Genomic DNA, 15,439 nt, shown 5'->3' with positions numbered 1-15,439 from the left:
AAATTATTAAAAAACTGTTGTTGATAAGTCTAAAGGTGTGGTCTAAGACTAATTTTCTATGGTATTCTGACGGAATCTGGGACTAAACCAGTGTAATCACCTCCATTTCTAATAACATCCCGTACTATTGAAGAACTTATATAGGATTTTCCTGAAGAGGTAAGTAAAAAAACAGTTTCAATTTCGGAAAGCTTACGGTTGGTATGAGCGATTGCTTTTTCAAATTCAAAATCAGCCGGATTGCGTAATCCCCTAAGAATAAAATTTGCCTCTATTTGTCTACAAAAATCAACTGTTAGGCCCTTATAGGTAAGCACTTTTATTTTTGTCTCGTTCTTATAAGCTTCCTTAATGAATTTTGTACGTTCCTCTAAACTGAACATGTATTTCTTCTCCGAGTTCTCTCCTATGGCGATAATCAATTCATCGAACAAGGTTATACCCCTAAGTATAATATCATGGTGACCTAACGTTAGAGGGTCAAAAGAACCTGGAAAAATTGCACGTCTCATATTCAGATGAATGGAATTAAAGATAGTTAAATTAGGATAAAGCTTCTTCAATTGCGCTTTCGAACAATTGGGATAAATCTATTCCTGCTTCTTTTGCTTGTTGGGGAAGGATACTTTCCTTAGTGAGTCCCGGGGTAGTATTCACTTCCAAAAGAAAAGGATCCTCTCCAATGAATATAAATTCGCTTCTAGAAAAACCGTTCATCTTTAAAACGTCATAGATGGTCCTGGCGATACGGGTCACGTTCTGTTCCTGCTCATTGCTGATTCTGGCGGGTGTTATTTCCTGGGACTTTCCCTCATACTTTGCCTCGTAATCAAAAAAGTCATTTTCAGTCACTATCTCCGTTATGGGTAGTACGGTTGTTTCCCCTTTATATTTAATCACTCCTACTGATACTTCGGTCCCTTCCAAAAATCCTTCGATGATAATTTCATCGTCCTCCATATAAGCTAGGGATATGGCGTTTTTTAGCTCCTCGGCTTTATAGACCTTGGTAATACCATAACTGCTACCGGATTTATTTGCTTTAACGAAACAGGGCAATTTAACCTTATCTATTATTTGTTTTTCATCAATTTTATCGCCCTTGTTCAAATAATAAGAAGGGGCGGATTTGATGCCATAGGCCTTGAGTACACTTAATAAGTCTCTTTTGTTAAAGGTCAACGCAGCTTGATAAAAACCACATGAGGTTTGTGGAATTCCCAACAACTTAAAGTAGGCTTGCATTAGACCGTCTTCTCCTGGAGTTCCGTGAATGGCATTGAACACACAATCGAATTTGACCATTTGATTATTAAGTTTCAACGAGAAATCGTGTCGGTTAACTGGAAACTCTTTTTCATTAGAATCAACGTAAATCCATCTATCCTTAAAAATGTGAATTCTATAGGCATCATACTTTTCCTTGTCCAAATAATCGTAAACTACGTTTCCACTTTTGAGTGATATTTTATACTCACTGGAAAAGCCTCCCATAATAATCGCTACTTTTTTTCTCATTTTGGGCCGGTGTTATTGCTTACACAAAGATGTGTTATTCCGCTTAAACAAAAAAGACAAATAAAAACGTTTGATACCAATCAACATAAATATCTATACATAACATTTAAATAAGTGACTAAGAAGGTACAATGGCATTTATTATATTTGCGGTGTTAATGACCTTAAATGAAGAATTTTTTAAATTTTTTGAGAAGTAAGACATTTTTAATCCAAATAGGTCTTGCTCTAATAGTTACCATATTGCTGGTCTTTGGCGTTTTGCAATGGCTAAAGAGTACCACCAATCATGGCGAATTTGTTGAGGTCCCGGATTTTTCTAAATTATCTGTGATGGAAATGCGCAAATCTGTAGAGGAAGCGGGGTTGCGCTACGAGGTTTTGGACTCCGCCAACTACAATCCGGAATACCCTAGATTTTCAATTATTACACAAGACCCCCCGGCAGGTACAAAGGTAAAAGCAAATAGAAAAATTTATTTTGCCGTAAATCCTTCAGGATACAAGAAGGTAACTGTCCCAAACATCATACAGGTTACTAAAAGAAATGCGTCTTCTATGTTGAGGGCGGTAGGACTAGATGTGCAACGCGTTACCTATATTGACCAGCTTGGCAAGGATATGGTCTATTACATTAAGCACAAAGGAAAGGACGTGAAGCCAGGGGACAAGCTTCCTAAAACTTCTAAAATAGAGCTGATATGTGGAAACGGCAGTATTCCCGATAGTGCTATTATTAGAGCAGATTCAGAATAGTTTATGGAATCCATAGAAAATCCTGAACAAGAGGATAGCGAGCTTTTTGAGCACCATCGGATCGTAGCCTCTAAAGGTCAGGAGCCTTTGAGAGTGGACAAATTCTTAATGAATTTTATTGAGAATGCGACGCGTAACAAAATTCAACAGGCAGCAAAAGACGGCCATGTTTGGGTAAACGATTCCATTGTCAAATCCAATTATAAGGTAAAGGCAGGGGATGAGGTGAAAGTTCTTTTTGAGCACCCGCCCCATGAGTTCTTACTGGTGCCCGAAGATATTCCCTTAGATATTGTATACGAAGACGATGTGCTTTTGGTCGTGAACAAACCTGCGGGTATGGTCGTACACCCGGGACACGGAAATTATTCGGGAACGCTCATAAATGCATTAATCTATCATATTGATAACTTGCCCGCCAATAGCAACGAACGGCCGGGATTGGTACATCGTATAGACAAAGACACCTCTGGACTCTTGGTCATAGCTAAAACGGAGGCAGCCATGACGTATTTGGCAAAGCAGTTTTTTGACAAGACTTCAGAACGGGAATACATTGCCTTGGTTTGGGGAAATATGGAAGAGGACGAGGGTACCATTATCGGGAATGTGGGCAGAAATCCAAAAAACAGGCTACAGATGCATGTTTTTCCTGATGGTGACGAGGGGAAGGAAGCGGTAACCCATTTCAAGGTCTTGGAACGTTTGGGGTATGTTACTTTGGTTTCCTGTAAATTGGAGACGGGAAGAACTCATCAAATTAGGGTACATATGAAATATATTGGTCATACGCTTTTTAACGATGAGCGTTATGGCGGTGAAAAAATTCTTAAGGGCACTACATTTACAAAGTATAGGCAGTTTGTGGAAAATACGTTTAAACTGCTCCCTCGGCAGGCGCTACATGCCAAAACATTGGGTTTTGTGCACCCTGTGAGCGGAAAACAAATGCGTTTCGATTCTGAACTCCCTGAGGATATGCGAGCTTGCATTGATAAATGGAGGAACTATACCAAAAACAGCTTGGGGTAATAGTTATCATCAATGCGCCTATCAAAACTCTTTTTGGGGAAGAATAGGTTCTATGTTAAATCCTGATTATTTTTAGAGCGAATAAAAGGAACGCTATGAAATGAGCCATACCAACTCTTGATATTAACCAAGATTTTCAATGGCGAATTACATCTGGCTTTTAAAAAACATTAAAATTTAAACAGATGAAAATTGTTATTTCCCCTGCCAAATCGTTGGATTACGAATCCGAATTGCCGACCTCAAAATTTACGGAGCCCGACTTTATAAGGGAAGCTGAAAAACTGAATAAGATTTTGGCAAAGAAAAAGCCAAAAGCCTTATCCGACCTTATGTCTATTTCAGATAATCTGGCCCAACTGAACTGGGAACGTAATCAAAATTTTTCTGTTCCCTTCACTCCAGAAAATGCCCGGCCTGCGGTTTACGCGTTCAATGGTGATGTGTACCAGGGATTGGATGCCTATACTATTTCCGATTCAAAATTATCTAGGCTACAGGATATGCTCCGTATTTTATCCGGTCTTTACGGTATTCTGAAACCGTTGGATTTAATACAGCCATACCGTTTGGAGATGGGAACTTCCTTAAAAGTAGGTAGGGATAAAAATCTGTACGACTTTTGGAAAAAGAAAGTAACCAATTCCTTGAATTCTGAATTAGAGGATGATGAGTTGTTCCTTAATTTGGCCAGTAATGAATATTTTGGAGCAGTTGACACTAAAACACTAAAAGCACCGGTAATAACCCCAATTTTTAAGGATTGGAAAAATGATAAATTAAAAGTCATCAGTTTTTACGCAAAAAAGGCAAGGGGCTCCATGGTCCGCTATATTTTGGATGCGAACGCGAAAACTTTGGAAGATATCAAAGGTTTTAATTTGGACGAATACGAATATAGTAAGGAGCATACCCTCAAGGAGAACGAACCTGTTTTTATCAGATAAAATATTCCTTCCCATTTGCCGTTTGATTAGTAATGGTTTAGGCCTTAATCAATGCATATGAAAAGAATTCTCTTATTAGCTATCTTTCTTTTGGGCATCATAATATCCTGTACGGACAGGGACGATGATGTGGATAGGGTGAATATTCGTATTAAGAACAATACCAACTTATTCTTTAATGAGGTAAGGGTGGTTCAAAAAGATACTGTTTACGAAAATGTAGGAGCAGGGGAATTTTCAGATTATTTCGAATACGAGCAAGCTTTTAGAATTACAGCCTTAAGTGTCACCACGGACTCCACTTCCTTAAATTTTGTTCCCGACGAGACCCCCACAGATTCTTTGCCTATTGGGTTCTATACGTATGAACTGGGCTTGGACGATGAGGATGCGCTAACCTTTACTTTTAGAATCGATTATTAGTCTATTTACAATAGTTTCGGTGGTTAACTAAACGTTGTAGAACAGGATTGCTCGCTTACACACTTTACCTAAATTTTGCAGTTATAGATGAGTTGAAATAAAAAACTCGTATCAGTTCCTTATTTCTTTTTCCCGACTTTTATTTTCTCTTCAACCGTAGGTCTTTTTTTAATTCTCTTGGGTCTTCTGGCCCCATAGGAATTATTTGCAATTTTTCCCCTTTTCGATTTCCTATCTCCTTTTCCCATATCATTAATGCTTACTGATTATTTTAAAGTTAGTAAATTCGAGGTCAATTAACAACGTAATATTGAGTTAATACGAGAACCTTATTTTGAATATAAATGTTCCTTCATACGCACCCATATCCCCCTTTTCTTTTTAAGGAAGCTACTAAACTAATTGTAGGTACGCTTCCGCCGCCTAGGTTCACTACGGGTGATTTAAAGGAAGGTGACGTAAATTTTTGTTATGGAAGCAGGGATGGCCAACTATGGCCCATATTAAATATTATTTTTGACTTAAAGCTGTCCTTCGAAACTTCCGAAAGAGCCATTGAAGAGCGCAAAAAATTTTTAAGAAAACGCCAAATAGGTATTTGTGATATCGTAGCGAGTGCCAAAAGGGAAAAGATTGATGCCTCAGATTTAGGAATGCAGCAAATTCAATTACGCAATCTACTCCAATATTTGAAACAGTACCCAAACATCAAGACCCTTTTGTTTACAGGTGGTAATAGTAAAAATGGCCCGGAATATTTTTTTAGAAAACATCTTAAGGAATATGGACTTAGTCTGAAAACTGTATCAGACGAAGTGCCAAGAATAAACGAGTTTACGCATCCAAGCACGGGGAAATTGGTAAGGACGGTTTCCTTAACGGCACCGTCCGGTGCGGCCAACAGGGCGGTAGGTAGTAACCCACTTTATAAAAAACTGAAGGGCCAAAATCCAAATTTTACTACACTAGATTTTAGGGTGATGCAATACAGTTCTTTTTTTTAAATTATCTCTGCTCCGAATGAACTATGTTACCTGGTAATTTTTACCCGCTTATCAATTTCTATCGCTCTTTTATAGAACTTTTCAAATTCCTTCGGACTGTATTTGGCTCGCATGGCACACAGAACGTCGTACAGGCCTAAGCTGCACCAATCCCAAAGCATAGTCTCAAAGTTATATTTTATCATTTGCCTCCCGACCTCGAGGCGGATTTCTTCCGTTTCTAAAGCATCAATCCCAACTTCTAGTAAACGTTCACTTACCAGTTTTTCATTTTCAGGAGTAAATTCTGTATCCAGATATGGCTCTAAAATCCAGTCCCAGTTAAAACTATGTTTTATGAGTTGAATCTTGTGTTCTTTAGCAAACGCTAATATTTCTCCTTTTTGAACTGAGGTAACAAATACAATGTCATTTTGAATATAAATCCTACAAATTCCAAAATCTGTACTTATATATTGAATGTCTTTTGCTAAGATTTTTATTTCCGGATATGCTACGGAGGGTTGAAAAGGATAATCAGTAATAAAAATTTCGTTATTCTTTATTTCCGATTTCCCAAAACCACATAAGAGGTCTTTTATTTCGCGGTCAGACAAATTAAAAAGTGTTCTACTTGTATTGGTCTTAAAAAAGTTCTTGAAGAAATTCATGGTATTTAGCAAGTGAAGATAGAAATAAGCACTAATTAAGCTTAAGTATTTTATAAGTAAAGTTAGAGGTCTATACAAACTTAATGTGCGGAAGGTGTAACAAACGTAAGTAACTCTTTAGGATACTTAGAGGAATTGGGTTGAACTAAAAAGAGCCCGATCAATAAAGACCGGACTCTTTTACGAGAACACTATATGAAAATGAAAAAAATTATTTATGTTATTATAAATTAAAACTAAGGACCTTATTAATGATTTTTAAATTTTTGTTGTCAAACCTGTTGTTTTTGTGGTGTCCCAAATGTATTTTGTTATTTAAGGGTAATCATGCTACTGATTCTGGTAGAATAGCGATATTTATGCATTATAATTCCTATTAAGGGATTGGGTCTGAATTTAAAAAATATATTAACCGAATTGATTTATGCAGCAGTCAGAACGCCTAGAAGAGTTTAAAAAATCCGTACAGAACAAGTTCAATGTGTACAACAGTTTGTTCTTGAATTTACCTTATAGAAATATAGAAAATGTGGGGATGTTGATTCCACTTTTATTGGATCAGTCCCAAAAAGGTCTGGCAACCGGACTCAACCCCAAGGAAATCCTTGAGACATTCTTTGATAAATTTGCCGAGATTGAAGAAGAAAAGGACCGTATAGATTTTATGTTCCGCATTATCCAATACGTAGAACGGCAGGTTGTACTTTATGATAGTGTAGAGGACGCAGCCTTTCCTAAAATTCACCGCCATACCAGTTCCCTTTCTCTCAAAGACTATTTTCAGTTGGTAGCCAAGAATGATTCTTGGGACGATATAAAGGACAAATTAGCGTCCTTTAGTGCACGTATTGTACTTACTGCGCATCCAACTCAATTCTACACCCCGGCGGTACTGGATATTATATCCAATTTAAGAACCTTGATACTTGAAGACCGGATAGATGAAATCGATGTTGCCTTGCAACAATTGGGTTTAACGTCCCTAATCAATGCAAAAAAACCTACACCTCTGGACGAGGCCAAAAACATCATTTATACACTGAGACATGTTTATTACGATGCCATAGGTGATTTGTACGCACACATAAAAAGTAGCATAAACAATCATAATTTTGAGAACCATAATATCGTGAAACTAGGTTTTTGGCCAGGCGGTGACAGGGACGGTAATCCTTTTGTGACTTCGGAAATTACCCGCGATGTTATGAACGAGTTAAGGGTCACCCTAATGAAATGTTATTATAATGATTTAAAGCGTCTGCAACATAAACTTACATTTAAAGAAGTTCAGGAACCATTGAATAAATTACGGAACAACCTTTATAAAGCGATGTTCGATACTTCCAAGGACGTTGGATATAAGGATATCATCGATCCTCTAACAAAGATTCGGGAAGCACTAGTTGAAAAATACAACAACCTGTACATTAAGGACCTGGATTTGTTTATAGATAAGGTTAAAATCTTTAAGACCCATTTTGCCACTATTGATATTAGGCAGGACCATAGTATTCATACAAAGGTTATGAATGAAGTCTTACGCAAAAAGGGGTTCATTAAGGAGGACTACAAGGAGCTATCAGAAGATGGTTTGATTTCTATCTTTTTGAACGAAAACTTTACGCTTTCGCCAGATGATTTTGAAGAGGAAATTGTTAAGGACACTATAAGGAACATTTCCCAGCTACAGACTATACAGGACAAAAACGGGGAGGAAGGTTGCAACAGATACATTATCAGTAATTCGGAGGATATATATTCGGTCCTTTTCGTATTGGCACTATTTAGATGGTGCGGATGGGGCAATAATAAAATAACCTTTGATATTGTTCCCCTGTTCGAGACCATGATTGGAATGGAAAATGCGGAGGTCACCATGGAAAAGCTTTTTAGTCTGGAACCTTATCGCAAGCACCTTAACAATCGAGGAGAAAAGCATACGATAATGCTTGGTTTTTCCGATGGCACCAAGGATGGTGGTTACTTAAAGGCCAATTGGTCTATTTTAAAGACCAAAGAAACCCTTTCTGCGGTTTGTGAGGCAAATGGGATAGCAGCAATTTTCTTTGACGGTAGGGGAGGGCCACCTGCACGAGGCGGTGGCAAAACACATCGTTTTTATGCGGCACAGACGAATCGGGTGGCCAATAACGAGATTCAGTTAACTATCCAAGGGCAGACCATCACAAGTACCTATGGCACCAAGGAACAGTTTATTTATAATAGTGAACAATTGCTTACCGCCGGTCTTTCCAATACAATATTAGGTAAGGAGATTACCATCTCGGATGATTCCAGAAAATTGATCGAGGAATTATCAGAAGATAGTTTTGCTAAGTACGATGCCTTAAAACATCACGACAAGTTTATGCCCTATTTGGAGAACATGAGTACGTTGAAGTACTACACTAAGGCCAATATCGGTAGTAGACCGGGCAAACGTGGGAATAAGGCAAAACTAGAATTATCCGATTTACGAGCCATATCCTTTGTGGGCTCGTGGAGTCAATTAAAACAGAACGTTCCTGGATACTTTGGTATAGGAACCGCTCTTAAAAATCTTGAAGATAAGGGTAGATTTGAAGAGGCCAAACAATTATACGACAATGTACCGTTCTTCCAAGCATTAATGATGAACAGTATGATGAGTCTTTCCAAATGTTATTTTGAATTGACCAGTTATATGAAAGAAGATAAGGAGTACGGGGCCTTCTGGGAAATATTGCATGAAGAGTATCAGCTTTCAAAGGACATGTTATTGAAGCTTTCCGGAATGGAAATATTAATGGAAAAAGAAGCAATATCCCGTGAATCGATTAAAATTAGGGAACATATCGTATTGCCGTTATTGGTTATTCAACAATATGCCCTACAACAGATTAGCGGCGGTACAAAGTTCAACGAAGAATACGAGAAAATAGTAACCCGTTCGCTTTACGGCAATATTAATGCAAGTAGGAATTCTGCTTAAAATTCTTTATAGGATAGCATGTAAAGGTAAACCATGTCTGGCCATAAGATTTTGATGCTGAAAGTTTAACGCTTAATATCGTGCTGTTAATGTAGTAAGATTTCCAAACGGAAATTATACTCTTGTAAGATCTATTCAGGTTCTATACCGTTTAGTCATTTTGTATATTTGGAATAATTATTGTTGAAAAATCTCAAAACGAACTATCATGCGGATATTCCTATTATTGTTGTTTTTGAAAGGTTTTATTGTATTCTCACAAGGGGCTTCTAACGAAAGGATTGAAATAAAAGGTTTAGTCATGACCGCAAATGGAAATCCAATTAAAGGCGCCATACTCTATGTAGATTCGGTGAAAACATTTGTGAGGACAAATAGAAAGGGTTTTTACAAGACAAAGATATATAAGGATACAGAATCCATTATGGTATATGCACCAGCGCATGGATTGTATTCGAAAGACTTTAATGGGACAGGGGAGTTGAATTTCCAATTTTTGAATAGTATTGACCATTTAACCGAAAATGACTTAGAAGAACTAGGGTATATTACGGAAGCACCTAGAAAAGGTACTATCGACCCATCAAAATTTAAGGAATTACCGACTATTTACCAGTTGATCCGTGAAATGTTTACTGGGGTAGAAGTAAACGGAAGCAGAATTGTAGTCAGAGGCGTATCATCTTTTGGGGATAACACTCCGCTATTCATTGTAGATGATAACTATGTTACTGATATTTCATTTGTTCTTCCTGCAGAAGTAAAATCGATACAACTGCTAAAAGGTTCAGATGCAACCATGTATGGATCCAGAGGCACAAACGGAGTTTTTATCATTCACCTCAGGAAATAATCTAATTTAATTTAGTGGAAAGTAGCGCATAGAATACTTCAATACCGTATGCTATTTGTCTAATTTTCAAATTTTCGTTCGGACTATGTTGGTTATTGTCCGGGTTTACCATGGGGACTATAAAAGCCGGAATCTTTAATTCATTAATGAAGGGAGCTATAGGAACTGTTCCGCCCATAATCCTTATTTGGACTACCTCCTCCTTCATTTTATCTTCAAGTGTACTGACTAAAAAATTTCCGTAGGGATTATTGAGATCGGTTCGGAATGCATCCGTCACAGGTCCTTCCATTACGGTTATTATTTTGTCATGTTCCATACGCTGTTCTTGGGTTGGTACGATACCCGTAATAAAGTAACCTTCATTTTCAATATGTTTTTTTATCAAGGATTTTAGTCTTGACCCATCGGATTCCGGAACTAGCCTCAAATCCAGTTCGGCTGTGGCCGTGGCCGGAACAATGGTTCTTGCCTGTTCGCCTATCCAACCGGAACCCATTCCCCTTATATTCAACGAAGGATATTGCAATGCTTCTTGATAGTAAGAGCCAACTTTTTCTGCTGTTTTAAATTGAAGATTTTTAGCGATAGTTTTTTCATCATCCGGAACGCTTCGTAGTACAGCTGAAGTGGCATCGTCTAAAATAATGCCGTCGTAGTATCCTGGAATCAAAACTCGGCCTTCTTTATCTTTCATAGTAGCTAACATATGGGCTAATTGAAATCCGGGATTTGGCGCGTAGTTCCCATAATGTCCGCTATGTTGAGGTTTAACTGGGCCATAGGTCGTTAGCGATAACGTTGTAATGCCGCGACAACCATAGATAACCGTTGGCTTACCAGAAACATGAACAGGACCATCGTTAATTACTAAAAAATCGGATTTTAAGAGCTCCAGATATTTTTTTACAGCATTCGGTAATGGCGCGCTACTTTTTTCTTCCTCACTGTCCAAGATGACTTTTATATTAAAGGGAATATCAATATTATCCTTTTTTAGAAGGTCCATTGCATTTAAGAACATGATTATAGGACCCTTATCGTCTGATGTTGAGCGCCCAAAAAGACGCCACTCATAATTTATGTCGTCGTCCAAATCGTCAAAAGACTCATTTTTCCATTCGCCACCGGCATTAGATTTTAAAACGGTTTCGTAGGGGTCGGGCTGGTCCCATTTGGAAGCGTCTACCGATTGGCCGTCCAAATGCATATAGAACAATATCGTCGGTTTGCTATCGTCCATGGGTAATGCGGCAAAGAATAATGGTAGATTTTCTGTTTCTAAAATGGAGGTATTAAATCCACGTTCATTGAATTTATTCCGTAACCAAATGAGGTTTGCATCTATATCGTCTGCGTTCAGGGCATCGTTCGGAATTTTTACAAAATCTATGAGTTCATCAATACTATGACGTACCTGGGATTTCATTTGGGTAGAATCTTGAGCACTTGTTATAATTGAAATTAGCAATAAAAGAAGTATGTAGATTCTTTTCATTATAGTTTTGGGATTAATTTTATTGAAATTTAAGAAATTGATACTAATAGTTTTGTTACTATAAAATAAAAAGGGGCATTATAGCCCCTTTTTTTGATTTTTATAGTTTCGATTATTTGATAATAACAGTCTTTGCGAAAATTTCGCCCTCTATCTCAAATAAGAGATAGTAATATCCAGAAGGATACCTATCCACTGCCATTTGTTCCATTTCATTATGAGAAGTTCCAAAAGTGTGAGTGTTCACCAATCTATTAGATTCATCATATAAACTGACTTTTACGTCCAAATTCATGAAATTTCCTAGTTGAATGTTTATAATATCAACTGTGGGATTTGGATAAATAACCAAGGAATCTTGATTGTTTTCATTCGGAGCATTTGGGTCAAAGACTTCGTCGTCGCAATCATCAGGGATACCATCTAAGTCTACATCAATGGAATCATCTCCATTTTCACAGATGTCGCACCCGTCCGGCACCCCGTCGCTATCGGTGTCGACGTTATCGTCGCCGCCCTCGCAGATGTCACAGCTGTCCGACACGCCGTCGCTATCGGAATCCACGGAATCGTCCCCAGCTGCACAGATGTCACAGCTGTCCGGAACGCCGTCGCTATCGGAATCCGCGGAATCGTCCCCAGCTGCACAGATGTCACAGCTGTCCGGCACGCCGTCGCTATCGGAATCCACGGAATCGTCCCCAGCTGCACAGATGTCACAGCTGTCCGGCACGCCGTCGCTATCGGAATCCACGGAATCGTCCCCAGCTGCACAGATGTCGCACCCGTCCGGCACGCCGTCGCTATCGGAATCCACGGAATCGTCCCCAGCTGCACAGATGTCACAGCTGTCCGGCACGCCGTCGCTATCGGAATCCACGGAATCGTCCCCAGCGGCGCAGATGTCGCACCCGTCCGGCACGCCGTCGCTATCGGAATCCACGGAATCGTCCCCAGTGGCACAGATGTCACAGCTGTCCGGCACGCCGTCGCTATCGGAATCCACGGAATCGTCCCCAGCGGCGCAGATGTCGCACCCGTCCGGCACGCCGTCGCTATCGGTGTCGACGGAATCGTCCCCAGCGGCGCAGATGTCGCACCCGTCCGGCACGCCGTCGCTATCGGAATCCACGGAATCGTCCCCAGCGGCGCAGATGTCGCACCCGTCCGGCACGCCGTCGCTATCGGAATCCACGGAATCGTCCCCCGCGGCACAGATGTCGCACCCGTCCGGCACACCGTCGCTATCGGAATCCACGGAATCGTCCCCCGCGGCACAGATGTCGCAGCTGTCCGGCACACCGTCGCTATCGGAATCCACGGAATCGTCCCCCGCGGCACAGATGTCGCAGCTGTCCGGCACGCCGTCGCTATCGGAATCCACGGAATCGTCCCCAGCTGCACAGATGTCACACCCGTCCGGCACGCCGTCGCTATCGGAATCCACGGAATCGTCCCCCGCGGCACAGATGTCGCACCCGTCCGGCACACCGTCATTGTCGGCGTCCACGGTATCGTCACTCCCCTCGCAGATGTCACAGCTGTTAGGGACTCCGTCGTTATCAGAATCCACGGAATCGTCCCCCGCGGCACATATGTCGCACCCGTCCGGCACTCCGTCACCGTCGGTGTCCACGGTATCGTCACTCCCCTCGCAGATGTCACAGCTGTCAGGGACTCCGTCGTTATCGGAATCCACGGAATCGTCCCCCGCGGCACATATGTCGCACCCGTCCGGAATGCCATCGTTATCGCTATCTATCGAATCGTCACTTCCCTCGCAAACATCCTCGTTATCGCACACCCCGTCGTTGTCGGAGTCGGGGCAGTTGTCGGCGCCCTCGGTTATGGTGACGAACTGGTTGGGGTTTGGTGATATTACCTCGTCGACTATACCGGATGGCCACCTTACGACGATTTTGTCTATGGTGGTCTGGGCACCCAATCCGAAGTGTTGGGTGAAGGAATTGAACACTCCGTACCCTTCTCCTGATTTTACTTCTCTTATCTGTAGTCCCCACGGCCCGTAGAGTTCCACCCTTGCACCTATGCCGTTGATGTTGCTCTGTACGCCCGTGAGCTGAACGTTGAGGAAGTTGTTCGTGTTCCCTTGGTTTATCCATAGTCTGTCCCTTACGGTTGAGGGATTGTTCAATCCTGTGGCGTAGCCTGCATATATGTCCAAAAATCCGTCATGGTCCAGGTCCCCTACGGTAAAGGACTGTATAGTGTTGGAGTTGAAGGGATTGTCGGCGAGTGCGAAGGTACCGTTCCCGTTGTTGTAGAACAGAAAGTGGTTGTCCCCGGAGACCATAAGGTCGAGGAACCCGTCGTTGTTAAAGTCCTTGAAGAAGCCCTGTACGCCATAGAGGTTCTCCGGCGCCAGTGTCGGAAGGAGTCCGCTGGACGCGGTGACCTCGGTGAAGGTGCCGTTCCCGTTGTTGCGCATCAGGTTGGGCCCGCTGCCGTGGTTGATGATGATTGCGTCCATGTCGCCGTCGTTGTCGATATCCCCGAAATCGGTGAGCCACGTCTGCTCACCGTTCTTCAGGTTTGACGATGCTGCGTCCTCGGTGAAGGTGCCGTCGCCGTTGTTGCGCATGAGCATGTTTATCCTTCTGGGGTCGGTCGGGTCTGTGACCCCTCCCCGGCACTTGGAGATGTAGAGGTCCAGGTCGCGGTCGTTGTCGTAGTCTACCCACATACTGGCGTAGTTTCCGGAGTTGTCGCTCACTGGCACTGTTTCTGTATCGAGTATGGTATCGTTGAATGAGAACGTACCGTTTTGGTTGTTGATATATGTTCTTGACTCTGCGTCGTCATGGCAGGCGAACACGTCCGCCCAACCGTCGTTGTCGATGTCGGCGAAATTACTACCTTGGATGAATATATCGGAATTGGGCAGGTTCGTTATATTATAGGAATTATTTCCATTGTTGTTGGCAATTACCTTTACATTGTCGTAATATCCTCCTGTCATAATATCGTTGAAACCGTTTTGGTCATAATCGGCAATGGCCGTACTCCATTGTTTTATAGTGCTGATCTGTCCTATGTTATGGTTGTCGAAGAGCTCTCCGGCTGTTTTTTGGTAATGTACGGTAATATTGTTGCCGTTGTTGAACCTTACGATATCGTCCCTTCCGTCCCCGTTCATGTCCGCGACGGCCATGACCAGGCCGCTGTAGTTGTCCCCCTGTAGCAGGGAGGTGGCGTCGGTGAACGCCACTGCCGAACCGTCCGTACCCGTATTTACTGTAATCTCGGTGGTATCGGTCCCCGTCATGGTCCCGTCGTCGGCGGTAAGGGTCACGGTATAGGTCCCGGGCACGCTGTATACATGGTTCGTGGTCTCCCCCTGTGCCGTGGCCCCGTCACCGAAGTCCCAGTCGTAGGTAAGGGTGTCCCCATCGGGATCCGATGACGCTGAGGCGTCGAAGTCCACCGACAGGGGCGCCGGACCGATGGTTACGGATGCCGATAGTACGGCGTCCGGTGGGTTATCGGTAATGGGGGTCAGGGAGTTTATCCAATCGGCGATGAGCTGCACGCCTGCGGCGTCCACGACGTCCTTGGCAATGGGGGGCATCTCCACGTTCTGCTGCAGGGAGTTCATCCTGTGGTACATCAGGGAGCTCCCGGTCTGTTGGGGCACGACCACTTTTCCATCGGGGAGTCCCAGGTCGTAGGCGACTTCCCCGTATATGATGTTCTGGTCCACGAGCGGGGTAGTGTAGCGGGCGTCGAACTGTGCGATGTTGTCCACGGTGGGGTTGTGGCAGCTTGC

Annotated in this window: 13 protein-coding genes; 7 read left to right on the top strand and 6 right to left on the bottom strand. The window is 42.1% G+C overall.

Annotated elements, in window-relative coordinates; all coding sequences use genetic code 11:
- Positions 1–56: 56 nt before the first annotated feature.
- Both coaD and N8A89_RS02645 read right to left on the bottom strand, forming a co-directional pair.
- Positions 57–512 (bottom strand): pantetheine-phosphate adenylyltransferase, encoded by a 456-nt coding sequence (gene coaD / locus N8A89_RS02650; RefSeq protein ID WP_281540854.1) that lies wholly within the window; start codon positions 510–512, stop codon positions 57–59.
- Between the two features lie 31 nt (positions 513–543).
- Entirely contained in the window at positions 544–1,518 is a 975-nt protein-coding gene (locus N8A89_RS02645; protein WP_281540853.1) for a D-alanine--D-alanine ligase, read from the bottom strand.
- A gap of 168 nt (positions 1,519–1,686) precedes the next feature.
- On the opposite strand from N8A89_RS02645, the gene N8A89_RS02640 reads away from it, so the two are divergent.
- The 4 genes from N8A89_RS02640 (at position 1,687) to N8A89_RS02625 (ending at position 4,676) form a co-directional block, all read left to right on the top strand.
- Positions 1,687–2,274 carry a PASTA domain-containing protein gene (locus N8A89_RS02640; RefSeq protein ID WP_281540852.1) on the top strand — a complete coding sequence of 196 codons (588 nt, stop codon included), beginning with the start codon at positions 1,687–1,689 and terminating at the stop codon, positions 2,272–2,274.
- Positions 2,275–2,277: 3 nt separating this feature from the next.
- Positions 2,278–3,306 carry an RluA family pseudouridine synthase gene (locus N8A89_RS02635; protein ID WP_281540851.1) on the top strand — a complete coding sequence of 343 codons (1,029 nt, stop codon included), beginning with the start codon at positions 2,278–2,280 and terminating at the stop codon, positions 3,304–3,306.
- A 185-nt stretch (positions 3,307–3,491) separates the two neighbouring features.
- Entirely contained in the window at positions 3,492–4,253 is a 762-nt protein-coding gene (gene yaaA / locus N8A89_RS02630; protein WP_281540850.1) for a peroxide stress protein YaaA, read from the top strand.
- A 57-nt stretch (positions 4,254–4,310) separates the two neighbouring features.
- Entirely contained in the window at positions 4,311–4,676 is a 366-nt protein-coding gene (locus tag N8A89_RS02625; protein ID WP_281540849.1) for a hypothetical protein, read from the top strand.
- Between the two features lie 119 nt (positions 4,677–4,795).
- Here the strand turns inward: N8A89_RS02625 and N8A89_RS02620 are convergent, their stop codons facing one another.
- The gene (locus N8A89_RS02620; RefSeq protein ID WP_281540848.1) at positions 4,796–4,924 is read right to left on the bottom strand and encodes a 30S ribosomal protein THX; all 129 of its coding nucleotides are present in this window, start codon (positions 4,922–4,924) and stop codon (positions 4,796–4,798) included.
- Between the two features lie 96 nt (positions 4,925–5,020).
- Here N8A89_RS02620 and N8A89_RS02615 point away from each other — a divergent pair, with 96 nt between their 5' ends.
- The gene (locus tag N8A89_RS02615; protein WP_289644875.1) at positions 5,021–5,680 is read left to right on the top strand and encodes a uracil-DNA glycosylase family protein; all 660 of its coding nucleotides are present in this window, start codon (positions 5,021–5,023) and stop codon (positions 5,678–5,680) included.
- Between the two features lie 26 nt (positions 5,681–5,706).
- On the opposite strand, the gene N8A89_RS02610 is transcribed toward N8A89_RS02615, so the two are convergent.
- Positions 5,707–6,330, bottom strand: coding sequence for a hypothetical protein (locus N8A89_RS02610; RefSeq protein ID WP_281540847.1), 624 nt, complete (start codon positions 6,328–6,330; stop codon positions 5,707–5,709).
- 424 nt (positions 6,331–6,754) lie between these two features.
- Between N8A89_RS02610 and N8A89_RS02605 the strand changes: the two genes are divergently transcribed.
- Both N8A89_RS02605 and N8A89_RS02600 read left to right on the top strand, forming a co-directional pair.
- Positions 6,755–9,301: a phosphoenolpyruvate carboxylase gene (locus N8A89_RS02605; protein ID WP_281540846.1), complete on the top strand. Its 2,547-nt coding sequence runs from the start codon at positions 6,755–6,757 to the stop codon at positions 9,299–9,301.
- A 208-nt stretch (positions 9,302–9,509) separates the two neighbouring features.
- A complete protein-coding gene (locus N8A89_RS02600) occupies positions 9,510–10,154 on the top strand; it encodes a TonB-dependent receptor plug domain-containing protein (RefSeq protein WP_281540845.1) in 645 nt (214 codons plus the stop codon).
- Position 10,155: 1 nt separating this feature from the next.
- Here the strand turns inward: N8A89_RS02600 and N8A89_RS02595 are convergent, their stop codons facing one another.
- Together N8A89_RS02595 and N8A89_RS02590 are read right to left on the bottom strand one after the other, a co-directional pair.
- Positions 10,156–11,652: a M20/M25/M40 family metallo-hydrolase gene (locus N8A89_RS02595; protein ID WP_281540844.1), complete on the bottom strand. Its 1,497-nt coding sequence runs from the start codon at positions 11,650–11,652 to the stop codon at positions 10,156–10,158.
- Positions 11,653–11,764: 112 nt separating this feature from the next.
- Positions 11,765–15,241: an FG-GAP-like repeat-containing protein gene (locus N8A89_RS02590; protein WP_430682121.1), complete on the bottom strand. Its 3,477-nt coding sequence runs from the start codon at positions 15,239–15,241 to the stop codon at positions 11,765–11,767.
- Positions 15,242–15,439: the final 198 nt, after the last annotated feature.

The sequence above is a fragment of the Maribacter aestuarii genome, from assembly GCF_027474845.2.
GTDB lineage: Bacteria > Bacteroidota > Bacteroidia > Flavobacteriales > Flavobacteriaceae > Maribacter > Maribacter aestuarii.
Note: the sequence above shows the minus strand (reverse complement) of the source record. Positions and strands in the feature narration are given on the sequence as shown.